Source organism: Streptomyces sp. NRRL S-37 (assembly GCF_000721605.1).
Taxonomy (GTDB): domain Bacteria; phylum Actinomycetota; class Actinomycetes; order Streptomycetales; family Streptomycetaceae; genus Streptomyces.
The window spans coordinates 68,385-95,164 of the sequence record NZ_JOIZ01000013.1 but is presented as its reverse complement, the minus strand read 5'-3'; the positions used below and the strand labels follow the sequence as shown (position 1 = coordinate 95,164).

At 72.3% G+C, this 26,780-nt stretch carries 20 protein-coding genes; 12 read left to right on the top strand and 8 right to left on the bottom strand.

What is annotated here, in order from left to right; translation table 11 throughout:
- Positions 1-3 precede the first annotated feature (3 nt).
- Positions 4-2,070: an iron ABC transporter permease gene (locus IH50_RS0119455; protein ID WP_030863510.1), complete on the top strand. Its 2,067-nt coding sequence runs from the start codon at positions 4-6 to the stop codon at positions 2,068-2,070.
- A 78-nt stretch (positions 2,071-2,148) separates the two neighbouring features.
- On the opposite strand, the gene IH50_RS0119450 is transcribed toward IH50_RS0119455, so the two are convergent.
- On the bottom strand, positions 2,149-2,601 hold the full coding sequence (locus IH50_RS0119450; RefSeq protein WP_030863507.1) for a phospholipase: 453 nt from the start codon (positions 2,599-2,601) through the stop codon (positions 2,149-2,151).
- Between the two features lie 414 nt (positions 2,602-3,015).
- Between IH50_RS0119450 and IH50_RS42060 the strand changes: the two genes are divergently transcribed.
- From IH50_RS42060 to IH50_RS0119435, 3 genes are all read left to right on the top strand, one after another.
- Entirely contained in the window at positions 3,016-4,386 is a 1,371-nt protein-coding gene (locus tag IH50_RS42060) for a hypothetical protein (protein ID WP_030863505.1), read from the top strand.
- A gap of 69 nt (positions 4,387-4,455) precedes the next feature.
- A complete protein-coding gene (locus tag IH50_RS0119440; RefSeq protein WP_030863503.1) occupies positions 4,456-5,691 on the top strand; it encodes an AAA family ATPase in 1,236 nt (411 codons plus the stop codon).
- Complete coding sequence (locus IH50_RS0119435; RefSeq protein ID WP_030863501.1) at positions 5,688-6,953, top strand: DUF2201 family putative metallopeptidase; 1,266 nt, start codon at positions 5,688-5,690, stop codon at positions 6,951-6,953. The genes IH50_RS0119440 and IH50_RS0119435 overlap by 4 nt, the downstream gene beginning before the upstream one ends.
- 120 nt (positions 6,954-7,073) lie before the next feature.
- On the opposite strand, the gene IH50_RS0119425 is transcribed toward IH50_RS0119435, so the two are convergent.
- The 5 genes from IH50_RS0119425 to IH50_RS0119405 form a co-directional block, all read right to left on the bottom strand.
- The gene (locus IH50_RS0119425; protein WP_030863498.1) at positions 7,074-9,113 is read right to left on the bottom strand and encodes an RICIN domain-containing protein; all 2,040 of its coding nucleotides are present in this window, start codon (positions 9,111-9,113) and stop codon (positions 7,074-7,076) included.
- Positions 9,114-9,244: 131 nt separating this feature from the next.
- A complete protein-coding gene (locus IH50_RS0119420; protein ID WP_030863496.1) occupies positions 9,245-11,287 on the bottom strand; it encodes a beta-galactosidase in 2,043 nt (680 codons plus the stop codon).
- A 63-nt stretch (positions 11,288-11,350) separates the two neighbouring features.
- Positions 11,351-12,688, bottom strand: a complete 1,338-nt coding sequence (locus IH50_RS0119415; protein WP_030863494.1) for an ABC transporter substrate-binding protein — start codon at positions 12,686-12,688, stop codon at positions 11,351-11,353.
- 89 nt (positions 12,689-12,777) lie between these two features.
- Entirely contained in the window at positions 12,778-13,719 is a 942-nt protein-coding gene (locus IH50_RS0119410) for a carbohydrate ABC transporter permease (protein WP_030863491.1), read from the bottom strand.
- 4 nt (positions 13,720-13,723) lie between these two features.
- Positions 13,724-14,650 carry a carbohydrate ABC transporter permease gene (locus IH50_RS0119405; protein ID WP_030863488.1) on the bottom strand — a complete coding sequence of 309 codons (927 nt, stop codon included), beginning with the start codon at positions 14,648-14,650 and terminating at the stop codon, positions 13,724-13,726.
- A gap of 344 nt (positions 14,651-14,994) precedes the next feature.
- Here IH50_RS0119405 and IH50_RS0119400 point away from each other — a divergent pair, with 344 nt between their 5' ends.
- The 3 genes from IH50_RS0119400 (at position 14,995) to IH50_RS0119390 (ending at position 17,750) form a co-directional block, all read left to right on the top strand.
- Positions 14,995-16,002 carry a LacI family DNA-binding transcriptional regulator gene (locus IH50_RS0119400; protein ID WP_030863486.1) on the top strand — a complete coding sequence of 336 codons (1,008 nt, stop codon included), beginning with the start codon at positions 14,995-14,997 and terminating at the stop codon, positions 16,000-16,002.
- 77 nt (positions 16,003-16,079) lie between these two features.
- Positions 16,080-16,871, top strand: coding sequence for an SAM-dependent methyltransferase (locus IH50_RS0119395; RefSeq protein WP_030863483.1), 792 nt, complete (start codon positions 16,080-16,082; stop codon positions 16,869-16,871).
- Between the two features lie 114 nt (positions 16,872-16,985).
- Positions 16,986-17,750, top strand: coding sequence for a sulfite exporter TauE/SafE family protein (locus IH50_RS0119390; protein ID WP_030863482.1), 765 nt, complete (start codon positions 16,986-16,988; stop codon positions 17,748-17,750).
- Between the two features lie 13 nt (positions 17,751-17,763).
- On the opposite strand, the gene IH50_RS0119385 is transcribed toward IH50_RS0119390, so the two are convergent.
- Positions 17,764-18,558, bottom strand: coding sequence for an SDR family NAD(P)-dependent oxidoreductase (locus tag IH50_RS0119385; protein WP_030863478.1), 795 nt, complete (start codon positions 18,556-18,558; stop codon positions 17,764-17,766).
- A 185-nt stretch (positions 18,559-18,743) separates the two neighbouring features.
- Here IH50_RS0119385 and ppk2 point away from each other — a divergent pair, with 185 nt between their 5' ends.
- Positions 18,744-19,736, top strand: coding sequence for a polyphosphate kinase 2 (ppk2, locus tag IH50_RS0119380; RefSeq protein WP_030863475.1), 993 nt, complete (start codon positions 18,744-18,746; stop codon positions 19,734-19,736).
- A 5-nt stretch (positions 19,737-19,741) separates the two neighbouring features.
- Here ppk2 and yicI read toward each other — a convergent pair whose 3' ends face one another.
- A complete protein-coding gene (gene yicI, locus IH50_RS0119375) occupies positions 19,742-22,012 on the bottom strand; it encodes an alpha-xylosidase (protein ID WP_030863473.1) in 2,271 nt (756 codons plus the stop codon).
- A 294-nt stretch (positions 22,013-22,306) separates the two neighbouring features.
- Here yicI and IH50_RS0119370 point away from each other — a divergent pair, with 294 nt between their 5' ends.
- From IH50_RS0119370 to IH50_RS0119355, 4 genes are read left to right on the top strand one after another with little or no spacing between them, the layout of a single operon-like run.
- Positions 22,307-23,566, top strand: coding sequence for an ABC transporter substrate-binding protein (locus IH50_RS0119370; RefSeq protein WP_030863471.1), 1,260 nt, complete (start codon positions 22,307-22,309; stop codon positions 23,564-23,566).
- A gap of 10 nt (positions 23,567-23,576) precedes the next feature.
- On the top strand, positions 23,577-24,530 hold the full coding sequence (locus IH50_RS0119365; protein ID WP_030863469.1) for a carbohydrate ABC transporter permease: 954 nt from the start codon (positions 23,577-23,579) through the stop codon (positions 24,528-24,530).
- A gap of 5 nt (positions 24,531-24,535) precedes the next feature.
- Positions 24,536-25,363 (top strand): carbohydrate ABC transporter permease, encoded by an 828-nt coding sequence (locus tag IH50_RS0119360; protein ID WP_030863465.1) that lies wholly within the window; start codon positions 24,536-24,538, stop codon positions 25,361-25,363.
- A 32-nt stretch (positions 25,364-25,395) separates the two neighbouring features.
- A complete protein-coding gene (locus tag IH50_RS0119355; RefSeq protein ID WP_030863463.1) occupies positions 25,396-26,775 on the top strand; it encodes a GH1 family beta-glucosidase in 1,380 nt (459 codons plus the stop codon).
- The last annotated feature ends 5 nt before the right edge of the window (positions 26,776-26,780 follow it).

Genomic DNA, 26,780 nt, shown 5'->3' with positions numbered 1-26,780 from the left:
GCGATGGCCGTCACCGCCACCACTCCCACCGCCCGTCCGGCGACGGCCGGGTCCCGGACGGGCGCGGCCGCGGTGACGACCGCGCTCGTGCTCCTGGTCGCGGCCCTCGCCGTCGTCGACATCACCCAGGGCACCGCCGCGGTCGGCCCGGCCGAGGTCCTCAAGGCCCTCACCGGACGGGCCGACCCGGCCGACGCGTCCGTCGTCATCGCCTCACGGCTGCCCCGCATGACCGCCGGGCTCCTCGTGGGCGCGGCCCTCGGCATGGCCGGCGTCGCCCTGCAGGCCGTCAGCCGCAACGTCCTGGCCTCCCCGGACACCCTCGCCGTCAACGCGGGCTCCTACTTCGCCCTCGGCATCGCCGCCGTCACCGGCGTCTCCCTGCCGCTGCTCGCCTCCTCGGGCGTCGCCTTCGCCGGCGGGCTCGCGGCGGCGGCCGTCGTCCTCGGACTGTCGGGGCTCGGCGCCGGCACCGTACGGCTGGTGCTCGCCGGTACCGCGCTCGCGCTCGGACTCACCGCCGTCACCGAGGGGCTGCTCCTGCTGTTCCCGCAGCAGACCGAGGGCCTCTACCAGTGGAACCAGGGCAATATCGGCCAGAACGGTTTCGACGGTGTCCTCCAGATGCTGCCCGTCGCCGTCGTCGGCCTCGCCGGTCTGCTGCTCATCGCCCGCCGGGTCGACGCCCTCGCCCTCGGCGACGACGCGGCCCGCGGACTCGGCGTGCCGGTGCGGGCCACCCGCGTCACCGCCGTCGTCCTGGCGACGCTGCTGTCCGCGGCGGCCGTCACCCTGGCCGGCCCGATCGGCTTCGTCGGCCTGTGCGCCCCGGCCCTCGCCCGCCCGCTCGCCCGCCGCGTCCGGGGGCTGCGGCTGCTGCGGGCGGGCGTGCCGGTCGCGGGCCTCGTCGGTGCCGCGCTGGTGCTCGGGGCGGACGTGCTGCTGCGGACGTTCGTCGACGCGGACACCGCGGTCGCCGTCCCCACCGGTGTGGTCACCAGCCTCGTCGGCGCGGCCTTCCTGGTGGTGATGGCGGCCCGGCTCCGTGACACCGCAGGCGCCGCCGCGCCGGACACCCTGCGCATCCGCAGCCGCGCCGTCTTCCTCACCACGCTCACCGTGCTGACGGTCGTCCTGGCCGGCGTCGTGATCGCCGCCGTCCTGCTGGGCGACAGCAAGCTGCTGCTGGGCGACGTGGTCAACTGGGCGCAGGGCAGGGCGGGCAGGACCGTCTCCTTCGTACTGGACACCCGTGTGCCCCGGGTGTCCGCCGCGCTCCTCGCCGGGGCGGCGCTCGCGCTGGCCGGAACCCTGGTGCAGGCCGTCACCCGCAACCCGCTGGCGGAACCCGTCGTCCTGGGCGTCTCCGGCGGCGGCGCGCTCGGCGCGGTGATCCTGGTGACGACGGTCCCCGTCGTCGGGGGGTGGGGCGTCGCCGGGGCGGCCTTCGCGGGATCCGCGGTCGCCGCGGTCGTCGTGTTCGGCCTCGCCGCGCGCGGGGGGTACCAGCAGAACCGGCTGGTGCTCGTCGGCATCGGTACCGCGACCGCGACGACGGCCCTGATCAGCCTGCTGATCGTGCTCACCGACCCGTTCAACGCGACCAAGGCCCTCACCTGGCTGTCGGGCTCCACGTACGGCCGGACCATGCCCGACGTCCTCCCCCTCGCGGCCGTCCTCGCCGTCGGCGTCGCGGTGGCCGGCGTACGGCACCGGGAACTCGACCTGGTCTCCCTCGACGAGGACACCCCCCGGCTGCTCGGACTCGACCTGGCGCGCGGGAGACTGGGCTTCCTCGTGCTGAGCGTGCTGCTCAGTGCCGCCGCCGTCGCCGCCGCGGGCACCATCGGCTTCGTCGGCCTGGTCGCCCCGCACGCGGCACGCGCCCTCGTCGGGCGGCGGCACACCCGCGTCCTGCCGGTCGCGCTGCTGCTCGGCGCCGTACTGGTGTGCACGGCCGACCTGTTGGGCCGCACCGTGATCGCCCCCGCCCAGCTGGGCGCCGGCCTGATGACGGCCGTGATCGGAACGCCGTACTTCCTGTACGTGCTGGTGCGCGGCCGCCGGTAGTCCGCGCGGGCCGGCGGCGCACCGCCGCCGGCCCGTCGGGCGGCGGCGGTGGGACCGGGCGGCGGTGGAACGGCGGGCTCAGCCGAAGGCCCTGACGGCCTGGTAGTACGTCCACGCGGTGCTGTCGCAGGCGGTCTTCGTGGCGCCGCCGTAGTCGTTGCAGACACGCTTGAGGTCCTCGTAGAAGGCGCTGTCGAGCCGCGTCTTGTGGGCGCTGAACGTGCCCGCGGCCTTGTAGTTGCGGTAGCCGAAGTCGTGGCGGGCGCAGGCGGTCGAGAACGGGAAGCCGAAGGGGTTGTCGGGGGAGGAGGAGCAGTAGTCGGTGGACCAGTCGAACTGGTAGGCGGACCAGGCGGATCGGTTCGCGCGGGCGGCGGTCCAGAGGCTGTAGCTCGACGAGCTGGTCTGCGTCCAGCTCGCGAGGACCTGGGGCTTGTCGGCGGGTACGGCCTCGGCGCCGGTGGCGGTGCCGAGGACACCGGCCAGGGCCAGGGCCGGGGCGGCGAGTGCGGTGGCGAGCCTTCGGTTCATCCCACACCTCCGTGAGACTGCGGCCCGGCCATCGGGTCGCAGGTTCATGCCAAGACGATGCCCGTGGCGCCTGTCCTGTCATGCGCGCGCCGTCCGACGCATCATGAACAACCGGTGACAAGGCACCGCGCGCCAAGGCCGTCCTCTTCGCCGGACTGGGCGTCGAGGTGCACCTGTGCGGAGACGTGACGCTGTAACCACCCGAGCGGCACCACCGCACGTACCGGAACCCGCCGAGGAGCACCCCCGTGCGCAGATCAGGAGCCCCGGTCACTCTGACGGCCGAGCCGGAGGCGTACCACCGCCGACGGCGAAAGGCACCTGACAGATCGTCGCGCGGAGGGCTATGCTCGCCGCGATGACCACTCAATCTGTTCTCGGATGGGAGGTCCCGTCCACGCAAGGTGAGTGCTGATGCATCCACCGACAGCGAACGGGAACTCCCGCCTTTCCCTCTGGCGGCGCGTACGTGAGTACGCCGTGCCGCCCTCCATGATCGAGACCGCGACCGCCCGCCGGCACGCCGGCGACTGGGCGGGGGCGTGTGCCGCCGCAGGTGTCGACGTCGATCTGGACCTGCGTCTCCTGACCCGCACCCACGGCCGGGAGCTCACGGCCCAAGTCCGGGACGACCTACGGCATTTGGCGCCCGACCTGCTGCGCTGGCACATGCCGAGAGTCGCCCCCGACGGACTGCTGCGCCCCGGCCTCACCGTCGCTCTGGCCCGTTACGGCCATCAGGACCCGGTGTACCTCGTGGTCCGCACGCCGCCCGCCTGGGCGGAGGGCGGTCAGCGGATCAGCCTCGCCCTGTGGGACGGCGACCGCCTCCGGGCCGGCGCCGCCCGGCACCCGCGGGCGCGCCCCAGCCCCCGGTTCCGCCTCGACCTGCACCGTCACCTGTGGGACGCGCGCAGGTCCGGCGAACTGCCGTTCCGGGCCGGCGCCGGCCCGCGGGCGGGACACCGGGACCGGTCGGTGCCGCTGGTGCCCGGGCACCACTGCGCCGTCGACCGCTGGGCCGACGAGACGCGGATCGTGCTCCGCGACGCCGGGCGCACCAGCGGTGCCGTCACCGTGCGCATCGGGGTCCGGCAGCGGCTGCGCCTGGACCTCACCGAGGACGACCAGGGCGGTGCGGCACCCGCCCTGCGCATCGGGCACGCCCCCACCGACGGCTCCGCCACCACGCTGCCGGTCCTGCCCGAAGCGGCGGCCTACGTCCTGCCCGACCTGGAACTGCTCCGTGCCGGGGCGATCGAGCCCGGCCGGCTGCACCCGCTGGTCGCCTCCGCGCTCGTCCCCGGGCACGCGCCGGCCGGCCCGCCCCGGACACCGGCACCGGCAGGACGGCCGCAGCTCGTGGAGTGCCGGGGAGCACAGCACCGCATCGGCCTGGTCGACGGCGTACTGGCGCCGCTGGACCACGACCCGGACGAGCTCAGGCGGGAGGAGCTGCTGGTCGCCCTGACCGGCACCCCGCTCCCCTGCCTGCGGGCCGTCGACCGGGCGCACCGGCGTCCCGACTGTCTCACCGGCGTCCGGGAACGCCTGGACCACGGTGACACCGCCGGTGCGCTGGCCGTCGTCGAGGGCCTGCTGGGCCCCGCGGCACACCTGCGCGACGGCCCGCTGCGGGACGCACTCGAAGCGGCCGCGCGGCGGCGGATCCTGCACGGGCTGTACCGGTCGGGAATGAGTGAACCCGCGCCCCGCTTCGGCCTCCCGGCCCCTCCCCGCCCCGGCCACCACCGGTCCCGCCCGCGCCACGCGATCTGCGACTGACACCACGGGGACTCGCGTCCCCGGCCCTTTCCATACCTGCGCCCTCTCACACACCACGGGTGATCACCCATGTCCTCGCACGCCCTTTCCGCCTCTCCCTCCCGACTCGACGTCGCCGGTGACCTGCTCACCCTCCTGCGCGACACCTCCACCGAACCCCGCCCCGACGTCCAGCTGGAGGCCCTGACCCTGGCCGTCGCCGCCGACCTGCCCGTCCTGCTGTGGGGCGAGCCGGGGATCGGCAAGACCGCCGCCCTGAACCAGCTCGCCGCCTCCCTCGGCCTCCCCCTGACCACCGTGATCGCCAGCGTCCACGAGCCGTCCGACTTCTCCGGGCTGCCCGTCGTCGGCGACGACCCCGCCGAACAGGGCGTCCCCATGGCCCCGCCGGACTGGGCCGTGCGCCTGGTCCGGGCCGGCCGGGGCCTGCTCTTCCTCGACGAACTGTCCACCGCGCCGCCCGCCGTCCAGGCCGCCCTGCTGCGGCTGGTGCTGGAACGGCGGATCGGCGCCCTCCGGCTGCCGCCCGGCGTACGGATCGTGGCCGCCGCCAACCCGCGCGCCTCGGCCGCCGACGGCTGGGAACTCAGCCCGCCGCTGGCCAACCGGTTCGTGCACCTGAACTGGACCCACGACCCCGAGGTCGTCGTCCGCGGCCTCGGCGGGACCTGGCCCCGCGCCACCCTGCCCCGCCTCGACCCGGGGAAGCTCACCGAGGCGGTGGCGTTCGCCCGGCGCGCGGTGTGCGCGTTCCTCACCGCGCGGCCCGCGCTCGTGCACCGGCTGCCCGACGGCGAGACCCGCCGGGGCGGCCCCTGGCCCTCCCCGCGCAGCTGGGACATGACCCTGACCCTGATCGCCTTCGCGACCGCGGCCGGCTCCTCCCGCGACATCCTCTCCCTGCTGGTCCGCGGCACCGTCGGTGACGGACCCGGCCTGGAACTCCTGGCGAGCCTGGACCGGCTGGACCTCCCCGACCCCGAGACGCTGCTCGCCGACCCGGCCGGCGCCGAGCTGCCCGAGCGGGGCGATCTGCGCCAGGCCGTGCTCGACGCGGTGGTGGCCGCCGTGCGCGCCCGCCCCGAGAGGTCCCGCTGGGACGCCGCCTGGGCGCTCCTCGCCCGCGCGGTCGACACCGGCGCGCCCGACCTGGTCGTCGTCCCCGCCACCACCCTCGCCACCCTGCGCCGCGAGGACTGGGAGGTACCGGTGACGATCGAACGGCTCACCTCGGCCGTGGCCCTGTCCCGGCGCGCGGACCGGGTCGCGGCCCGCGTCACGGCCGGAGCGGCGGCGGGCCGATGACCACCCGCCCGCCGAAGACCCCGGCCCCCGCGCTCGACCTCGACAAGCTGCTCACCGCCCGGCTGCAGGCCGCCCGCGCCCGCCCCTACCTCGCCACGGCACTGTTCGCGCTGCACCCCGTCGAGTCCCGGCGCGTCCCCACGATGGCCGTCGACCGGCACTGGCGCTGCTATGTCTCACCGGCGTTCGTGGCCGCCACACCGGAGGAGGAACTCGCCGGCGTCTGGGTGCACGAGGTGTCGCACCTGCTGCGCGACCACCACGGACGCAGCGACCGCGTCGCCCGCGAACGCGGACTGCACGGCCCGGGGGAGCGGCTGCGGATGAACATCGCCGCCGACTGCGAGATCAACGACGACATCTACGGCGACGGGCTGGCACGCCCCGAGGACGTGGTGCTGCCGAGCACCCTGGGGCTCACCTCCGGAGAGCTGATGGAGGACTACCTGCGCCAGTTCACGCTCGGCCCGTACACCCAGGGCCTGGTCTGGCTGGACTGCGGCAGCGGCGCCGACGGACTCGCACGGGACTGGGACCTCGGCCCGGACGGCGCCCACGGGCTCAGTGAGCAGGAACGCGACGCCGTGCGCTTCCGCGTGGCGCAGGGCATCAACGCCCGGCCGGGCGACGCGCCGCAGGGCTGGCGGCGGTGGGCGGAGAAGGCGTTCCATCCGCCGCAGCCCTGGCGGGACCTGCTGGGCGCGGCGCTCCGCTCGGCGGTCTCCGGCTCGGGCGCAGGGGACGACTACAGCTACGGGCGGCCGTCCCGGCGGTCGGCCGGGGTGCCCGGTGCCGTACTGCCGAGTCTGCGGCGCACCCCGCCCCGGGTGGCGGTCGTCATCGACACCTCGGGCTCGGTCAGCGACACCGAACTGGGCAGCGCGCTGCTGGAGGTCACCGCGATCTCCCGGGCCGTGGGCGGCCGCCGCGACATGGTCTCCGTGGTGTCCTGCGACGCGGCGGCCGGCCGGGTGCACCGGCTGTGCGGCGCCGAGGGCATACCGCTGACGGGCGGTGGCGGTACGGACCTGCGGAGCGGCTTCGCCAGGGCCCTCGGGTCCCGGCTCCGGCCGGATGTCGTGGTCGTCCTCACCGACGGACAGACACCCTGGCCGGACACCCGGCCACCGTGCCGGACGGTGGTGGGCCTGTTCCCCCGCGTGGGGGAGTCATGGGACGAGGACGACCCCGACTACGTACCGGACACCCCGCCCGACTGGGCCCGCGTGGTGACCATCGGCGCGGAGACCGGAGCCCGGTGAACGGCGCCCGGACCCGCTCGGCTCCGCGCGGTGTCCGGCGGCCGGTGGCTCCGCTCCCGGTCGGCGTCGGTGTCCGGCCGCACCACCGGGCGGTGGTGCGGCCGGACGCGGACGGACCGGTCAGTCCGTGACGTCCGTGACCGTCCAGCGCTGGTTGGAACCGGAGTTGGGCTGCCACGTCGTGACCGCGGCGCCCTCGTGCGTGGCCTGCCCGCCGACCTCCAGGAGGCGGCCGGTGGCCGCGTTGACCAGGGTCCAGGTGCCGTCGCCCGTCGTGGACATGATCCATTCGGCGGCCGGGTCCCGCTCGCCGGTGTGCGGTTCGGTCACCGGGACGTCGTCGCGCACGGCCAGCCGCTCGCCGTCCACCGGGCTGGTGAACTCGTAGCGCTCCCGCACGCCGTCGTCGGGGCGCACCGCGCTCAGCCGCCACCGCTGGGAGGCGGAGCCGTCGCCGGTGCCGATGACGAGGTGCGTGCCGTCGTCCGCGACGGTGACCGCCTTGCCGCTCTGCACGCCGGTCAGGGTGTACGTGTGGCCCTTGCGCAGCAGCGGGGCGTCCTTCGCGACGCCGGAGACGCCCTTGACGACGAAGGACGTCACCGACTGTGCGGGCACGGTGAAGGTGGCCGCACGGTCGGTGACCTTGATCGGCCGGTGCCGCTCCAGCTTGCCGTCGGCGCTGGTCACCACGGGCGTGACGGTCGCGTTCCGGCCGACGGTGCGGAACTTGGACAGGTCGAGGGTGACGTCGCGCGCCTCGGTGGTGCTGTTGACGTGGACGAGCGAGGCGCCCTTGCCGTTCTTCGTCACCGCCGCCGCGCTGGAGGTGTCGTCCACCTTGATCAGCCGGTCGCCCGGCTTGATGAAGTGGGTGAAGTTGCGGGCGGTGTCGAACTTGGTGTTGGTGCGGATCGGGCAGGTCTCGAGGGTGTCCTCCGAGGTGCAGCTGAAGGGGAGCTGGATCTCGCCCCAGTTGCCGCCCTCGGCGGACTCGCCGCCGGGCCTCATGTTGTCGTGGTCCTCGACGGGCTGCCAGAACACCCAGGCGCGCGGCTCCAGTTCGCGCAGGTCGTCGACGATGCGCTGGGCGAGGCCGAGACCGGGGCGCATGTCCGTGAAGCTCTGTCCGTCGCCCCAGTCGCCCTCGACCTCGCTCATCCACAGCCGTTTGTCCTCGGCCTTGGCGATGTCGCGCACGGTGGTGCGCTGACCGGTGCCGTAGGTGTGGACGTTCATCTGGCCGACGAGGTCACGCGCCTCGGGCGAGTAGGAGTTCCAGTTCTGCGCGAAGATCGACGGGTTGGTCTCGTCCATGGCGGAGATCTCCGCCTTGGTCCTCGCCTTCTTCAGCGCCGGGGCGAGCGCGTGGAGCACCTTCTCCTGGAGTCCGGGACCGATGTGGGCGCCCTCCTGGCGTCCGCCGACGGGTTCGCCGTCCGCGCCGAGGCGAGTGCTCCAGTAGTTGGTGTTCGGTTCGTTGAAGGGGTCGACGGTGTCGACCTTGATGCCGTGCGCCTTCTCCAGCCGCTTGGTGGCGCCCGCCAGGTAGGCGGCGAAGTCGTCGACCGACTCGGTCTTCAACTGGTCGGCGGTGGCGTCGAACCCGCCGGACACGTAGCCGCTGACGGTCATGAACCAGGGCGGGGAGTTGCTGAAGGTCTCCCAGTGGGTGATGTCCTTCTTGATGCGGTCCACCCACCACCGCTGGGTGGCGTCGGCGTCCTCGTTCCAGTCGGCGGGGTCCTCGGCGTCCCACCAGTCGGTGTCCTCGCGGGTGGTGCCCGCGGGCGCCTTCCACCAGCCCTCGACCGCGCCGCCGGCCCGCAGGTAGTCCTTCACGTCGGGGGCGTTGCCGCCGCCGATGTTGTACCGGGCGATGTTCAGGGCGAGGCCGTCGTCGCCGAACAGGAGCCGTGCGAGCTTCTCGCGGATCTGAGGCGGGTAGTCGCCGGTGGCGTTGGCGAACCAGACGAGGCTGGTGCCCCAGCCCTCGAACTCCTCCTGCTGGTAGGAGGGGTCGGGCCGGACGGTGACGGAGGGGAGGTCCGCGGCCTGGGCGGCGGACGTCGGCCCGGGGATCAGGGCGGTCCCGGTGGCCAGGGCTGCGGTGAGCCCGGTGGCCGTGAGGAGCCGTCTGGTGCGGGTGCGGCGTGCCATCGGTGTGCTCCCAACATGGAGGTGTGTGGTCGCGCTTCGGTGGACCCTCCCGCCGCACCGGCTGCCGCGGCGGGAGGGGACGGCCCCCGGAACGGGTGCGTGCCGTTCCGGGGGAGTGGTGGGGGCGGGTGTCAGGCGGCCGGCTGCCGCAGTACGGCGACCGCGCGGGGCCCGAGCGTGAGGACGCCGTCGGCGCCGGTGGTGCCGACGAGGACCTCCCCGTCGAGACCGCGCACCGGGACGGTGCCGTCGGTGCGGTTCACCAGGAACAGGAACCGGACCCCGTGACCCCGGCGTACGACCGGCTCGACCAGCCCCCGTACCTCGGCGGGCAGTTCGCTCTCCACGCCGGCCGGCTCCAGCAGCCGGGGCAGCAGCGCGGTGAGCCCCTCGACACCGAGCCGGGTGGACACGTACGCGGCGGAACCCCCGCCCGCCGGCCGCCGGGTGACGGCGGGCCTGCCCGCCTGCTCGCCGGTGCGGTAGCGGGCCAGGACCTCGGTCCCGGCATCGGTCACGGTGATCCGGTCGGTCCACAGGGTGCCGGTCGTGCCGTCGTCGAGCTCCACACGGTCACCGGCGAGCAGCGGGCCGAACTCCTCGATGCGGATGCCGAGCAGATCCCGCAGGGCGCCGGGATAACCGCCGAGCCAGACGTGGTCGTGCTCGTCGACGACACCGGAGAAGTACGTGGTGATCAGATGGCCGCCCTGTTCGGCGTACCGGGTGAGGGCCTTCGCCAGGCCGGCGGGGACCATGTGCAGCACAGGGGCGATCAGCACCTGGTGGCGGTGAAGGTCGGCCCGGGTGGTGACGAGGTCGGCGCGGACGCCGAGGGCGAGGAGCGCCGAGTACCAGTCGAGCGCCTCCTGCCGGTAGTCGAGCAGGGAGGTGGGGTGGGAGTCCTGCTCGCTCGCCCACCACGACTCCCAGTCGTAGAGGATGCCGACCCGGGCGGGCTCCCGCTCGGACCCGGTGACCGGGGCGAGGGTCTCGAGGGTGGCGCCGAGCGCGGCCACCGCGCGGAACAGCTCGCTGTTCGCGCCGGCGTGCGGGACCATCGCCGAGTGGTACTTCTCGGCGCCCGCCGCCGACTGCCGCCACTGGAAGAAGCAGACCGCGTCGGCTCCGTGGGCGACGTGCAGCAGCGAGTCGCGGGCCAGGTCACCGGGGCGCTTGGCCACGTTGACGGGCTGCCAGTTGACGGCGCTGGTGGAGTGCTCCATCAGGAACCAGGGCCGCCCGCCGGAGATGCCGCTGGTGAGGTTGGCGGAGAAGGACAGCTCGTCGCGGTCCTGCGGGCCGGGGTGGACGTAGTGGTCGTTGGAGACGAAGTCGACCTCGCCCGCCCAGTCCGGGTAGTTCATGCCCTTGATGCCGCCCGTCAGCATGAAGTTGGTGGTGACGGGGACGTCCGGGGTGAGCTCCCGCAGGATCTCCCGCTCGGCGCGCAGGTGCTCCTTGAGCACGTCCGAGGAGAAGCGCTTGAAGTCGAGCTGCTGGGTGGGGTTGGGGTGGGAGGCGGCCAGCCGCGGCGGCAGGATCTGCTCCCAGTCGGTGTACCGCTGCGACCAGAAGGCCGTGCCCCAGGCGGTGTTGAGCTCCTCCAGCGTGGCGTAGCGGGCGCGCAGCCAGTCGCGGAAGGCACGGGCCGCGTCGTCGGAGTAGTCGTAGACGTTGTGGCAGCCCAGCTCGTTGTTGACGTGCCAGGCGACGAGCGCCGGATGACCGGCGTAGCGGGTCGCCAGCTCCCGGACCAGGCGCAGCGCGTACCGGCGGAAGACGGGCGAGGTGGGCCGCCAGTGCTGGCGCGCCCCCGGCCACAGGGTCTCGCCGGTGGCCGTGACCGGGAGGATCTCCGGGTGGGCGGTGGTGAGCCAGGGCGGCGGGGAGGCGGTGGCGGTGGCGAGGTCGACGCCGACGCCGCCGGCGTGCAGCAGGTCCATCACCTCGTCGAGCCAGGCGAAGTCCCAGGTGTCCTCGGCCGGTTGCAGCCGGGCCCAGGAGAAGATCCCCACGGACACGAGGTTCACGCCGGCCTCGCGCATCAGCCGGACGTCCTCCTCCCACACGGTGCGGGGCCACTGCTCGGGGTTGTAGTCGGCGCCGTAGACGAGACGGGGGGCGGGGGCACCGTCCGCCCCGCCGGTGCGGGACAGGAGGGTGGAGATCATGGCGGTCCTTCCGGGTGGGGGCGCCGGGCGGCGCGCGGGATGGTGCGCGCCGCCCGACGGGTGCTACTTCTCGACGGTGAAGCCCTGCTCCTCGGCGTACTTCACCGAGGCGTCCTGCCAGGCCTTCAGGCCGTCCGCGAGCGTGGTGCCCGAGACGTAGGCCTTGCCGACCGTGTCGTTGAAGACCGAGTTGGCGTACTGCTGGAACGGCAGGTACGACCAGTCGCCGGCGACGTTCGCGGCGGACTCGGCGAAGATCTTGTTCGCCTCCTGGCCACCGAGGTAGTCGAACTTGGTGCTCTGGAAGTCGGCGGACTGCAGTTCCGCCTTGGTGGCGGGGAAGGCGCCCTGCTCGACGCGGGTGTGGACACCGTCACCGGAGTTCGCGTACTCCACGAAGGCGTAGGCGAGTTCCTTGTTCTTGCCGAGCGAGGGCAGGGTCAGCGAGCTGCCGCCGTTCTCCGCGCTGGTCTTGTCGCCCTCGGTCCAGGCCGGCATCGGGGCCGCGCGCCAGTCGCCGGCCGCGCTCGGCACGCCGCTGACGAAGTTGGCGGGCATCCAGGCACCGGTGGTCAGGGTGGCGATGGTGCCGTCGCCCAGGCCCTTGTACCACTCGTCGGTCCAGCCGTTGACCGGGGCGAGGAGCTTCTCGTCGATGAGCTGCTGCCAGGTGTCCGTGTACTTCTCGGCCTCCGCGCCACTGAAGTCGATCTTCACGTCGGTGCCGTCGACCTTGTACGGACGGGCACCGGCCTGCCACAGCATGCTGGTGGTGAAGCCGGCGTCGCCCGCGTCGTTGGCGATGTAGACCTTGGGGTCGGCCTTGTGCAGCGTGCGCGCGGCGTCGACGTACTCGTCCCAGGTCGTCGGGACGGCGATCTTGTGCTTGTCGAAGACCTTCTTGTTGTAGAACATCGCCATCGGGCCGGAGTCCATCGGCAGGCCGTAGACCGCCTCGCCCTCGCTCACGGCGTTCCACGGACCGGGCGTGTACTTCGAGGCCAGCTTGTCGGCGCCGAAGGGGGCCAGGTCGGTGAGACCCTTGCCGAGGGCGTACTGGTTCACCGCGAAGTACTCGACCTGCGCGACGTCCGGGACGCCCTTCTCGGCCGATATCGCGTTCGACAGCGCGGTGTAGTGCTTGTCGCCCGACCGCTCGCTGACGAGGTTGATCTTGACCTTCGGGTACTTCTTCTCGAAGTCGGCGGCGACCGTCTTCAGCGTGGGCTCCCAGGCCCACACCGTCACCGTGCCGCCCTTCTTCAGGGCCGCCTGGACGTCCGAGGCGGAGACCGCCTCGCCGGTGGAGCCGTCGTCGGAGCCGCCGCAGGCGGTGGCTCCCAGGGCCATGGCGGACACGAGGGCGATGCCGCGCAGCAGGCGGCCGGTGTTTCTGCGCATGAGGGTGCTTCCACTTCTTCGTGGGCGGGACGGGGTGAGGGCGGTGGTGCGAGGGTGCGGATCCGAGGGGGCGGCCGGGGGCCGCGCGGTCACTCCTTGACGCTGCCCGCGGCGAGACCCGACTGCCAGTACTTCTGGAGCAGCAGGAACGCGGCGATGAGCGGCAGGATGGTGATCAGCGAACCGGTGATCACCAGGTTGAAGACGACCTCGCCGCCGACGGTCTCGGCCTGGGAGTTCCACGCGCTCAGACCGAGCGTCAGCGGGTACCAGTCCGGGTCCTTGAGCATGATCAGCGGCAGGAAGTAGTTGTTCCAGGTGGCGACCGTGGTGAACAGCAGCACGGTCACGATGCCGGGGGCGAGCAGCGGGAGGGCGACGGTGAAGAAGGTGCGCGCCTCGCCGGCCCCGTCGATGCGGGCGGCCTCGAGGAGTTCGGTGGGGATGGCCTCGGTGGCGAACACCCACATCAGGTACAGGCCGAACGGCGAGACCAGCGAGGGGATGATCACCGCCCACGGGGTGTCGGTCAGGCCCATCTCGCTGAACATCAGGAAGGTGGGTACCGCGAGGGCCGTGCCGGGCACCGCCACCGCGCCGATGACCGTGGCGAAGACGCCGCGCTTGCCGGGGAAGTCGAACTTCGCCAGCGCGTAGCCGCCGAGGACCGCGAGGAGGGTGGCCCCGCCGGCGCCCAGCACCACGTACAGCAGGGTGTTCAGCAGCCAGCGCGTGAACACGCCGTCGTGGTAGGTGAACGTGTCGCGGAGGTTGTCCCACAGCGCGAAGTCGTCGGCGAACCACATCCCGGACGAGTCGGCCAGACCCGCCTGCGTCTTGGTGGCGTTGACGGCCAGCCAGGCCAGCGGCACGACGGTGTAGAGGACGACCAGGGAGGTCAGCACGGTCAGCAGCACGCTGCGCCGGGGCTTGCCGGCGGAGTGCCGGCGCGTCGTGCGCAGCCGTGGCGCGGCACGGCCGGAGGCCTTGGCGGGGGCGGCCGGGGCGGCGGTGGTGAGAGGGCTGCTCATCGGGTCACGCTCCCTTGCGCATGCCGCGCAGCTGCACGACGTAGGCGATCACCATCGTGATCAGGCCCATGATGATGGCCACCGTCGCGGAGTAGTTGTGCTGCTGGCCGTTGAAGGACAGCGAGTACGTGTAGAAGTTCGGCGTGTAGTCGGTGGTGAGGGCGTTGCGGGCGAGCGGACGCAGGATGTTCGGCTCGTTGAACAGCTGGAAGCTGCCGATGATGGAGAAGATCGTCGCGATGACCAGGGCGCCCCGGATGGCGGGCAGCTTGATCGCGGTGATCACGCGGATCTGTCCGGCGCCGTCGATCTCCGCCGCCTCGTACAGGGAGTTCGGGATGACGCGCAGCGCCGAGTAGAAGATCAGCATGTTGTAGCCGACGAACTCCCAGGTGACGATGTTGCCGATGGAGGCCAGCACCAGGTCGGGGGAGAGCGGGTCGGGCAGCGTGACGCCGAACGCCCCGTTGATGTCGCCGACCAGGCCGTACTTCGTGCCGTACATGAAGCCCCACATGAGGGTGGCGACCACCGCGGGCACCGCGTACGGCAGGAAGATCGTGATGCGGAAGAAGCTCTTGCCGTAGAGCCGGCCGCTGTCCAGGGCCAGCGCCACCAGCAGCGCGATGCCGAGCATGATCGGGACCTGGACGCACAGGAAGAGCGAGACCCGGCCGAGGGCCGCCCAGAACCGGTCGTCCTGGAGCGCCTGCTGGTAGTTGTCGAGGCCGACGAAGGTGGTCCCGCCGATGAGCCGGTCCCGGAAGAGGCTCAGATGGACCGAGTACGCGATCGGTGCCAGGAAGACCAGGGCGAACACGGCCACGAAGGGACCGATGAAGCCCCATCCCGTCCAGGAACGGCGGTCCCGTCTCGCCGGGGGAGGCGCCGGCCTCGGCTCGGCGTCCACCGGCGGTTGCAGCGTCGTCATGTCGTTCCTCGCTCGTCACCGTTCCGGACCGGCGGCTGCCCGGCGCGTGAGCCGGACGGCATGCCCCCTGCACGTGATGTTTGCGTAAACATCGGCTGCCGCGAAGGGCCGGCGAGCTGTTATGTTTACGTAAACATCGGATGGCGGCATGTTTACACCGCCCTCCTGAGGACGGTCAAGGGTCCCTTGGGAAACCGTGACGCGAGCAGTGACAGGAAGGCGGCTGACGGCGAGTGGACACGGCCGAGAGAACGCCGGCGAACGCGCCCGGCCCCGGCGCCGGGGCGGCCACCGCGGCCGGCGGTGCGCGCCGTACCCGGGGCGGCGCCCGGGCCACGGCCTCCATGGCCGACGTGGCCCGCCTGGCGGGGGTCTCGTCCCAGACCGTCTCCCGCGTCTCCAACGGCTACGCGGGGGTCACCGAGGAGACCCGCCGCCAGGTGCTGGCCGCGATGAAGGAGCTCGGCTACCGGCCCAACAGCGCGGCCCGCGCCCTCAAACGCGGTGAGTTCCGCACCATCGGCGTCATCACCTTCACCCTCTCCACCACCGGCAACGTCCGCACCCTGGAGGCGATCGCCACCTCCGCCGCGCGCGAGGGCTACGCGGTGACGCTGCTGCCGGTCGCCGTGCCCACCCAGGACGAGGTGCGCGGGGCGTTCTCCCGGCTGGAGGAACTCGCCGTCGACGCCGTCATCGTCATCATGGAGGTCCACCTCCTGGACGCGGCGACGGTCACCCTGCCCCCGCACGTCCAGGTCGTGGTGGTCGACTCCGACGCCGGCGACCACTACACGGTCGTCGACACCGACCAGGCGGGCGGCACCCGTACCGCCGTCCAGCACCTGCTCGGCCTCGGCCACCGCACGGTGTGGCACCTGGGCGGCCCCGAGGACTCGTTCGCCGCTCAGCGCCGCACGGACGCCTGGCGCGCCGCCCTCACCGAGGCCGGACGGGTGCCGCCGCCCCTCGTCCGGGGCGACTGGTCGGCGGACTCGGGCTACCGGGCCGGCCTCGAACTCGCGGCCCGGGACGAGTGCACGGCCGTCTTCGCCGCCAACGACCAGATGGCGCTCGGCCTGCTGCGCGCCCTGCACGAGCGCGGCCGGCGTGTGCCCGAGGACGTCAGCGTCATCGGCTTCGACGACATCCCCGAGGCGTCCTCCTTCCTGCCCCCGCTGACCACCGTCCACCAGGACTTCGCCGAGGTGGGCCGGCTCTGCGTCCAGGCGGTGCTGAGCAAGATGCGGCAGGGCGGCCCCGAGCGGGGCACCACCCTCGTCCCGACCCGGCTGGTGCCGAGGGCCAGCACGGCACCGCCGCCGGACCCCGCCCGACGATCGAACTCCTGACCCCCGTACACCGGTTGTGTGTGCGAGACTTGATGATCGTCAGGCACTCCCGAGCCACTTCAGGGACGGACTCCGCCATGTCGACGGGCACACCCCCCACCCCTCCGCGGATCGACACCAGCAGGGCGCACCCCGCGCGGGTCTACGACTGGCTCCTCGGCGGCAAGGACAACTACCCGGTCGACGAGGCCGTGGGGGAGAAGCTGCCGCCCCAGGCGCGCGACGCCGCCCGCCAGAACCGCCGGTTCATGCACCGGGCGGCCGCCTGGCTCGCCGGGCAGGGCGTCGACCAGTTCCTCGACATAGGCACCGGCATCCCCACGGAGCCGAACCTGCACCAGATCGTGCAGGGCGTGGTCCCGGCCGCGAAGGTCGTCTACACCGACAACGACCCGATCGTGCTGCGGCACGCCGAGGCCCTGCTGATCAGCAGCCCCGAGGGCACCACGGACTACATCCAGGCCGATGTGCGCGACCCGGGCGGCATCCTCCGGCACGCCCGCGGCGTGCTCGACTTCGAGCGCCCGATCGCGCTCTCCCTGATCGCCCTCCTGCACTTCCTCCCCGACGACCAGGACCCCCTCGGCATCGTCGGCGAGCTGCGGGCCGCGCTGCCGCCGGGCAGCTACCTCGTGCTGTCGCACGCCGCCTCCGACCTCCACTCCGAGCTGGCCGAGCAGGTCACGGCCGAGTACGCCCGCGCCGGCATCCGCCTGGGCTTCCGCACCCGCGCCGAGGTCGCCCGCTTCTTCGACGGCCTGGAACTGGTCGACCCCGGCCTGGTGACCGCACCGGAGTGGTTCCGCACGACCCCGCCGCCGCCCCCCGAGGACAGCGGCATCTACGCGGGTGTGGCGAGGCTCTCCTGATCCTCCGGTGATCACCGAAGGGTCCGCGGGCTAGCGTCCTCACATGAACGTTTCCTCGGACCAGGGCCGGCGCCGGACACCCTCGGGCGGCGACGACACGGCCGGAGCCACGGCGTGACGCCGCTGGAGATGGCCGGCGTCTTCGCGGCGGGCGTCGGCGCCGGCGCCATGAACGCCGTCGTCGGCTCGGGAACGCTGGTGACCTTTCCCGTGCTGCTCGCCACCGGGCTGTCCCCCGTCACCGCCACGGTCTCCAACGCGCTCGGACTGATCCCCGGCTCCGTCAGCGGCGCCATCGGCTACCGCAGGGAACTCGCGGGACAGGGCCGGCGCGTCCGCAAGTTCGGCGTCGGCGCCGCGCTGGGCGGACTCTGCGGCGCGACGCTCCTGCTGGCCCTGCCCGCCGAGGCGTTCGAGACCATCGTGCCCACCCTGGTGGGGCTCGCCCTCCTCCTCGTCGCGTTCCAGCCCCTGATCGCCGGGAAGGTGCGCGCCCGCCGCGCGGAGGGACACCCCTCCCGCCGCGACGGCGGACGGCCGCTCTCCGCCGGCCTGGCCCTGGCCAGCGTCTACGGCGGCTACTTCGCCGCCGCGCAGGGCATCATCTACATCTCCCTGATGGGCCTGCTCCTCGACGAGCCGCTGCAACGCCTCAACGCCGTCAAGAACGTGCTCGCGGCGATCGTCAACACGGTCGCGGCGGCCTTCTTCCTCTTCGTCGCCGACTTCGACTGGACGGCCGTCGCGCTCATCGCGGCCGGATCCGCCCTCGGCGGCCAGCTCGGCGCCAGGACCGGGCGCAGGTTCAGCCCCGCGGTGCTGCGCGCCGTCATCGTCGTGATCGGCACCCTCGCCCTCGTCCAGCTGCTCCTGCGCTGACTGCCGCCCGCTCTCAGGGCAGGATCGCATCCACGTAGCCGCCGTCGACGCGCAGTGCCCCGCCGGTCGTCGCGGAGGCCTGCTCCGAGCTGAGGTAGACGACCATGTGGGCGATCTCCTCCGGCTCGATCAGCCGTTGCAGCAGCGACTGCGGCCGGTGCTCGCGCATGAAGGCGCGCTGCGCCTCGTCCCACGGGAGGCCGCGGTCCACCAGCTCGTAGACGAAGTCCTCCACCCCGCCGGTGTGGGTGGGCCCGGCGATGACCGAGTTCACCGTGACGCCCGTGCCCGCCGCCTTCTTGGCGAAACCGCGGCTCACCGCGAGCAGCGCCGTCTTGGACATGCCGTAGTGGATCATCTCGGCGGGGGTGACGACCGCCGAGTCACTGGCGATGTACTGGACGCGCCCCCAGCCGCGCCCGGTCATGCCCGGCAGGAACAGCCGGGTCAGCCGCACGGCGGCCAGGACGTTCACCTCGAAGTAGCGCCGCCACTCCTCGTCGGTGATCTCCAGCGGGTCGGCGGAGCCGAAGACGCCGAGGTTGTTGACGAGAATGTCCACCCGCGGCAGCGCCTCGGCGATCCGCTCGGCGCCCGCCTCGGTGGTCACGTCCGCCGCGACCGGTACGACGTCGGCGCCGGGCACCTCCCGTTCGAGGGCGGCGGCGCTGTCCCGTACGCGCTCGGCGGAGCGCCCGTTGACCGCGACCCGGGCGCCCGCCCGCGCCAGCCCGGTGGCGATCGCCGCGCCGATGCCCTGGGTGGAGCCGGTGACCAGCGCCGTACGGCCCTTCAGATCGATCTGCACGTCGTGCGTCCCCTTCGTCCGGGTACCAGTGCCTGCATGAGATGCCTCGACATGGACGGAAGACGCCGCTCGCGCACGGGTTCCGCCCGATCCTGCTCCTTCCCGGGTCCCGCGCCCGCATCACCGCGAAACGCCCGGTGGGCATACGCTTCTTGTGACGCACTCGTACGGACGCGGGAGGCGACGTGACGGCCGAACACACGGACGGGACGGACGGCCGGACGGATGCCGGGACCGACGGCGACGACCTGCTCCACGGGCTGGAGGTGGACGACCGGCGCCCGGAGCGGCCCGTGCTGCTCGACGCCGACGGCACCCCGATCGAGACCTGGCGGGAGAACCACCCCTACGACCGCAGGATCCGCCGGGCGGAGTACGAGCGCACCAAGCGCATCCTGCAGATCGAGCTGCTGAAGATGCAGCGGTGGGTCAAGGACACCGGCCAGCGGATCGTGGTGCTCTGCGAGGGGCGGGACGCGGCCGGCAAGGGCGGCACCATCCAGCGGTTCATGGAACGCCTCAACCCCCGCGGTGCCCGCGTGGTCGCCCTGGAGAAGCCGACCGAGCGGGAGGCGGGGCAGTGGTACTTCCAGCGCTACGTGGCGCACCTGCCGGCCCGCGGCGAGATCGTCTTCTTCGACCGCTCCTGGTACAACCGCGCGGGCGTCGAGCGGGTCATGGGATTCTGCACGGACGACGAGTACCGCCAGTTCCTCCAGCAGGCGCCCCTGTTCGAGCGGCTGCTCACCGACGACGGCATCATGCTGGTGAAGTTCTGGTTCTCGGTGTCCCGGGCCGAGCAGCGGACCCGGTTCGCGATCCGCCAGGTCGACCCGGTGCGCCGCTGGAAGCTGTCGCCGATGGACCTCGCCTCGCTCGACCGCTGGGACGACTACACCGAGGCCAAGATCGAGATGTTCCGGGCGACGGACACGCCCCACGCGCCGTGGACGGTCGTGAAGAACAACGACAAGCGCCGGGGCCGGCTGGAGGCCATGCGCAGCCTCCTCGACCGCTGCGACTACCCGGCGAAGGACCACGAGGCCCTGGGCAAGCCGGACCCGCTGATCGTGGGCGCGGCGGACACCCTGCTGGAGGCCGGTGAGGAGCCCGCGGCCCTCTCACCGACCCCCCTCGCGGGTCCCGGGGGCGGCCCGGGCAGTCACCCGGGCACGTGACCCGGTCACCCCAGCGGCAGCGTCACCTCGCCCGAACCCTGTGCCTCGGCCCCGCCGGGCACGCGCACCGTGAACGGCCGGCCGGTCCCGGACGCGGTGACCCGCAGGACGTCGCCGTCCCGCCGGACCCGGAACACCGCGGCCGGGAGCCCCGCCGTGTCCGGCACGGTGACCTCGGCCGCGTAGTCGGCCGCGGCCGGCGGGTGCACGAGCAGGACCGGGGCGTCCAGCCAGTCGCCGTCGGGCCGGGAGTCGTCGCCGGCCAGCGGCAGCACGGCGCCCTCGCGGACGTACAGCGGAAGGCTGTCGTAGCCGTGCCGCTCGGTGCGCCAGCACGGGCCGGTGACCCGCTCGCCGCTCAGCAGGTGAGTCCAGGTGCCCTCGGGCAGATAGACCTCCACCTCGCCGTCCTCGCTGAACACCGGCGCGACCAGCAGGTCGGGGCCCAGCATGTACTGGCGGTCGAGCGGGCGGCACGCCGGATCCCGGGGGAACTCCAGCACCATGGGCCGCATCACCGGGACGCCCGTGTGGTGGGCCTCGGCGGCGGCGCCGTACAGGTACGGCATCAGGCGGTGCTTGAGCAGGGTGAACCGCCGGGCCACGTCGACCGCCTCGTCGCCGAACTCCCACGGCACCCGGTACGACGTGGAGCCGTGCAGCCGGCTGTGCGAGGAGAGCAGGCCGAAGGCGAGCCAGCGCTTGAACACCTCGGGGACGGGCGTGCCCTCGAAGCCGCCGATGTCGTGGCTCCAGAAGCCGAACCCGCTCAGCGACAGGGACAGGCCGCCCCGCAGCGACTCGGCCATCGCCTCGAAGGACGACCAGCAGTCGCCGCCCCAGTGCACCGGGTACTGCTGCCCGCCGGCGGTCGCGGACCGGGCGAAGACCACCGCCTCGCCCTGCCCGCGCTCCTTCTCCAGGAGCTCGAACACGGTCCGGTTGTACAGGTGGGTGTAGTAGTTGTGCATCCGCTCCGGGTCGGAGCCGTCGTGCCAGACGACATCGGTGGGGATGCGCTCGCCGAAGTCCGTCTTGAAGCTGTCCACCCCCTGGTCGAGCAGCGGCTTGAGCTTCGACTGGAACCAGGCGCGGGCCTCGGGACTGGTGAAGTCGACCAGGCCCATGCCGGCCTGCCACAGGTCCCACTGCCACACGTCGCCGTTCGGGCGGCGCACCAGGTGCCCGAGGGCGGCGGCCTCGTCGAAGAGCGGGGACTTCTGCGCGATGTACGGGTTGATCCAGGCGCTGATCCGCAGGCCCTTCTCCTTGAGCCGGGCCAGCATGCCCTCCGGGTCGGGGAAGACGTCCGGGTCCCACTGGAAGTCGCACCACTGGTACTCGCGCATCCAGAAGCAGTCGAAGTGGAACACCGACAGCGGGATGCCGCGCTCGGCCATGCCGTCGACGAACGAGGTCACCGTCGCCTCGTCGTACGACGTGGTGAAGGAGGTGCTGAGCCACAGGCCGAACGACCAGGCCGGGGGCAGGGCCGGGCGTCCGGTGAGGGCCGTGTAGCGGCCGAGGACCTCCTTCGGGGTGGGTCCTGCGACGACGTAGTACTCCAGCGCCTGGTCCTCGACGCTGAACTGGACCTGCCCGACGGACTCGGAGCCGATCTCGAAGGAGACGGCGCCCGGGTGGTTGACGAAGACGCCGTAGCCGCGGGAGGACAGGTAGAACGGGACGTTCTTGTAGGCCTGCTCGCTGCTCGTGCCGCCGTCGGCCTGCCACACGTCGACGGTCTGGCCGTTCTTGACGAACGGGGTGAAGCGCTCGCCCAGGCCGTAGACCTGCTCGCCGACGCCGAGCGAGAGCCGGCTCAGCACGTGGTGGGCTCCCTCGCCGGTGGTGGCGAAGGCGGTGCTCTTGGCGCCGGCGCGGGTCAGCTCGCGTCCGTCCGCGTCGTGGAAGGTGAGCGCGAAGGGGCCGGCCCCGTCCAGGCGCAGGGTCAGGGGGCCGCTGGTCAGCTCGGTGACGGTGCCGTCCTCGCGTACCGTCCCCGCGCCGTCCGCGTCCCCGGTGAGGGCGAAGTCGGGGCCCGGCCGGTACTTGCCCGCGTGGTGGGTGACCCGGACGCCGATCACGCCCTCGGCGGGGGAGAAGCACTCGACCGTGATCAGCGGCGCGTTCAGGGTGTCCCCCCTGCGCGTCACTTTCTTCACGGCGGCATAGCCGGTGAAGCGCTTCGATTCCGCGCGCACATCGCGCACTTCGGTGGCGTACGAGATCTGGACGCCGTCGCGGATGCGCCAGAAGCCGTCGGTGAATTTCATGGTCTTCCTCGGAGGGGGAGGGCGGCAGAGGCTCGGAAGGAAGCTTCTGACCAGGAACTATGACAGGAGACGCAGGACCTGTCACGCCTTGGCGCAAGCAGATCGTAGCGCTGGGGGTCTAGCGCGACCGGCTTCCGCTGGCGTATTAGTAATCAGGCAAAACAAATTACACCCGGTGCAGCGTCGAGCAACACCTCGACGAGAGCCGCCTCGAGTCGAAGCGCTTCACCAGTCTCCTGAAAGAGTCACCAGCTCAACGCGGGTTGAGCCGGTCCCCACGCAAGGGCACCCACCGTGACAGCACATCCTCCGGTTGCCGCACACCGCGCGCGCGGACGTTCGCGCGGAGCCGTCACGTCGATCGCCGCCGTCTCCGTCCTCATCGCCGGAGCGGCGCTGACCGGCTGCGCACAGCAGCGCGACAGCGACGTGTACACCGTGATGAACTCCTCGACCGACGAGACCTACCACCGCTGGGACGCCGAGGCGATGGCCCGCTGCGGCAAGCAGCTGGGCGTGCGCATCGAGCAGCAGAGCGTCCCCGCCGCGCAGGTGATGACGAAGGCCCTGCGCATGGCCTCGTCGAAGTCGCTGCCGGACATCGTGCAGTTCGACGCCTCCGAGATGCCGACCTTCGCCGACGCCGGCGGCCTCGTCGACCTGCGCACCCTGGGCCTGGCCACCGACGACATCCCCGAGGGCATCGTCGACTTCGGCTCGTACAAGGGCACGTACTACGGAGCGGCCCGCTCCGTGAACACCCTCGCGCTCTTCTACAACAAGGACATCCTGGACGAGGCGGGCGTACGGGTGCCCACCACCTGGGACGAGCTGCGCCAGGCGGCGAAGAAGCTCACCGAGGGCAACCGGTACGGCGTGGCGCTCAGCGCGGGCGGCGCCGAGGACGGCGTCTTCCAGTTCACACCGTTCATGTGGTCCAACGGCGGCGACGAGACGGACCTGGACAGCCCCCAGGTCGTCGAGGCGCTCGACTACTGGAAGGCGCTGCTCCAGGACGGGTCGCTGTCCAAGTCCACGGTCAACTGGACGCAGGCCGACGTGAACGACCAGTTCATGGCCGGCAACGCCGCCATGATGATCAACGGCCCGTGGCAGGTCGAGACCCTCAACACCAGGAAGTCGCTGCACTGGGAGATCGCGCAGATCCCCGTCCCCGAGGCGGGCGCCGACTCGGTGGGACCGCTCGGCGGCGCCGTGCTCACCGTGCCCAACACCGGCGACACCGAGCGCGAGAGGACGGCCGGCCGGATCGTCGCCTGCCTGGCGAGCGAGAAGGAACAGCTCACCTACGCCCTGAACAGCTGGATGGTCCCCGCCAACGAGAAGGCCGCCGCGCAGTGGCGTCAGGAGGTGCCCGAGCTGGACGCGCTGGCCGACCAGGTCGCCGCCGCCCGGTCCCGCACCGCCAAGCTCGGCGCCGGCTGGTCGGGCGTCTCGCTCGCCCTGCAGAGCGCCTTCCAGTCCGCCCTCACCGGCCAGTCCAGCGAAACCGCCCTGCAGCGCGCCCAGCAGCGCGCCACGAGCGGGAACTGAGGTACGCGCCATGACCACGTCCACCGTCACCACCCCGGTGTCCGCGCAGACCTCCGGGAAGTCCGCCGCGCCGGACCCGGCCCGGCAGCGCCTGCGCCGCAGACTCGCCCAGTGGGGCTTCGTCGCCCCCGCCGTCGCCTTCATGCTGCTGTTCTTCGGCTACCCGCTCGTCCGCAACATCGTGATGAGCTTCCAGCACTACACGCCGAAGACGTTCTTCACCGGCGAGGCCCCCTTCAACGGCACCGACAACTGGTCGTCCGTCTTCCAGGACGTCCTGTTCGGCAAGGCCCTGTGGCACACCCTCGTCTTCACCGCCGGCTCCCTGCTCGGCCAGTTCTGCATCGGCCTCGCCCTCGCCGTCTTCTTCAACCGCAGGTTCCCCCTGAACGGCGTCCTGCGGTCGCTGATCCTGCTGCCCTGGCTGGTGCCCATGGTGGTGTCCGGCATCGTCTGGCGCCGCATCCTCGACCAGGACACCGGCGTACTGAACACCTTCCTGGACACCCTGGGCCTGGGCGGCAGCACCCCGTGGCTGACCAGCCCCGACATGGCGCTGCTCTCGGTGATCCTGGTCAACATCTGGATCGGCATCCCGTTCAACATGGTCATCCTCTACGGCGGCCTCCAGGAGATCCCCAAGGAGCTGTACGAAGCGTCCGCCCTGGACGGCGCCTCGGCCTGGCGGACCTTCCGCTCCATCACCCTGCCGATGCTCAAGCCGGTGATCACGGTCGTCCTGGTGCTCGGCTTCATGTCGACGGTCAAGATCCTCGACCTGATCCTCGCCCTCACCGACGGCGGACCCGCCGACGCCACCCAGACCCTGGGCACGCTCACCTACCAGAACTCCTTCGTGGAGCTGGACTTCGGCGCCGGCGCGGTCGTCGGCAACGTCCTCATCATCATCTCCGCGGTGTTCGCGGTGTTCTACCTGCGGGCCAACCGCACCGAGGGGAAGTGACCGACATGGCCGCTCACACTCCCGCCGCGTCCCGGCGCCGCTGGGGCTCCACCGTCGCCGGTGTGCTGATCCTGGGCGTGATGCTGTTCCCGCTGTACTGGATGCTCAACACGGCGCTCCAGTCCGAGTCCGGCCTGCTCCAGGTCGACCCGGTGCCCGGCAGCCTGGACCTCTCCGGGTTCTCCAAGGCCGTCACCGACCAGGGCGGTCACCTGCTGACCTCGCTGCTGGTCTCGTTCGGCGCCGTCGCCATCTGCCTGGCCATCTCCGCCCCGGCCGCCTACGGCCTGGCCCGGTTCGGCCTGCGCGGCTCGCGCACCATCGTCTTCGGCACCCTGATCACCCAGATGGTGCCGGGCATCGTCATCGCCAACGCCCTCTACAACTCCTACGTCGACCTGGGCCTGGTGAACTCCTACTTCGGCCTGATGCTCGCGGACGCCTCGCTCGGCATCCCGTTCTCCATCGTCCTCATGCGCTCCTTCATGGTGTCCATCCCGGGCGAGGTCATCGAGGCCGCCGAGATCGACGGCGCCGGTCCGGTCCGGGTCTTCCTGCGGGTGGTGCTGCCGATGAGCCGCAACTCGCTGATCACCTCCGGCCTGTTCGCGTTCCTGTTCTCGTGGAGCGACTTCATGTTCGCGCTCACCCTGAACACCACCGACGACGTCAAGCCGATCACGCTGGGCATCTACCAGTACATCGGCGCCCACGTCGGCGACTGGGGCGCCGTGATGGCCGCGTCCGTGCTCTCCGCCGTCCCGGCCGCGATCCTGCTCGTCCTCGCCCAGAAGTACATCGCCGCCGGCATCACCGGGGGCTCCGTCAAGTGATCACCGCACACACCGAGATGGACGCGCACCACATGAACGACTTCCCCCGTTTCCCGCCCGGCTTCGTCTTCGGCGCCGCGACCGCCTCGTACCAGATCGAGGGCGCGGCATACGAGGACGGCCGCGGCCCGTCGATCTGGGACACCTACAGCCACACCCCCGGCCTGGTCGCGAACGGCGACACCGGTGACACCGCCTGCGACCACTACCACCGCTACCCCGAGGACGTGGCCCTGCTGCGCGACCTCGGCGTCGGCTCGTACCGCTTCTCGATCGCCTGGCCGCGCATCGTGCCCGACGGCACAGGGCCGGTGAACCCCAAGGGCCTGGACTTCTACTCCCGCCTGGTCGACGAACTCCTCGCCGCCGGCATCGAGCCCGCCGCCACCCTCTACCACTGGGACCTCCCGCAGGCCCTGGAGGACCGGGGCGGCTGGCGGGTGCGGGAGACCGCCGAGCGGTTCGCCGAGTACACGGCCGTCGTCGCCGAGCGCCTGGGCGACCGGGTGCCCCGCTGGATCACCCTCAACGAGCCGTGGTGCAGCGCCTTCCTCGGCTACTCGGTGGGCCGCCACGCGCCGGGCGCCCGCGAGGGCCGGGGCGCCCTGGCCGCCGCCCACCACCTGCTGGTCGGCCACGGACTCGCCGTCCGGGCGCTCCGGTCCGCCGGGGTCCGCGAGGTCGGCATCACCCTCAACCTCGACCACCACCTGCCCGCCACCGGCTCCGCCGCCGACCGGGAGGCCGTCGTACGCGCCGACACCCTGCACAACCTGGTGTGGACGGAGCCGATCCTCGCCGGGCGCTACCCGGACACCGAGGAGGACACCTGGGGCGAGCTGATCACCGGACAGGACTTCCGCCGCGACGGCGACCTGGAGCTGATCTCGCAGCCGCTGGACTTCCTCGGCGTCAACTACTACCGCCCGATCGTCGTCGCCGACGCCCCGTACCGGGAGGACGACCCCGCCCTGCGCGTGGCGACCGACAACCGCTACGCCGAGACGGCGATGCCCGGCGTCCGGCACACCGCGATGGGCTGGCCGGTGGCCCCGGACACCTTCACCGACCTCCTGGTGGACCTGAAGGAGCAGTACGGCGACGCCCTGCCGCCGGTGCACATCACCGAGAACGGCTCCGCCGAGGACGACGAGGCGGACGCGGACGGCGCCGTGCACGACACCGACCGGGTGGCGTACCTGCGCGACCACCTCACCGCGCTGCGGGCCGCGATCGACGCCGGCGTGGACGTGCGCGGCTACTACGTGTGGTCGCTGCTCGACAACTTCGAGTGGGCCTTCGGCTACGACAAGCGCTTCGGCATCGTCCGGGTCGACTACGACACGCAGGAGCGCACCCCGAAGGACAGCTACCACTGGTACCGCCGCATGATCGCCGCCCAGCGGCCCTGACGGAC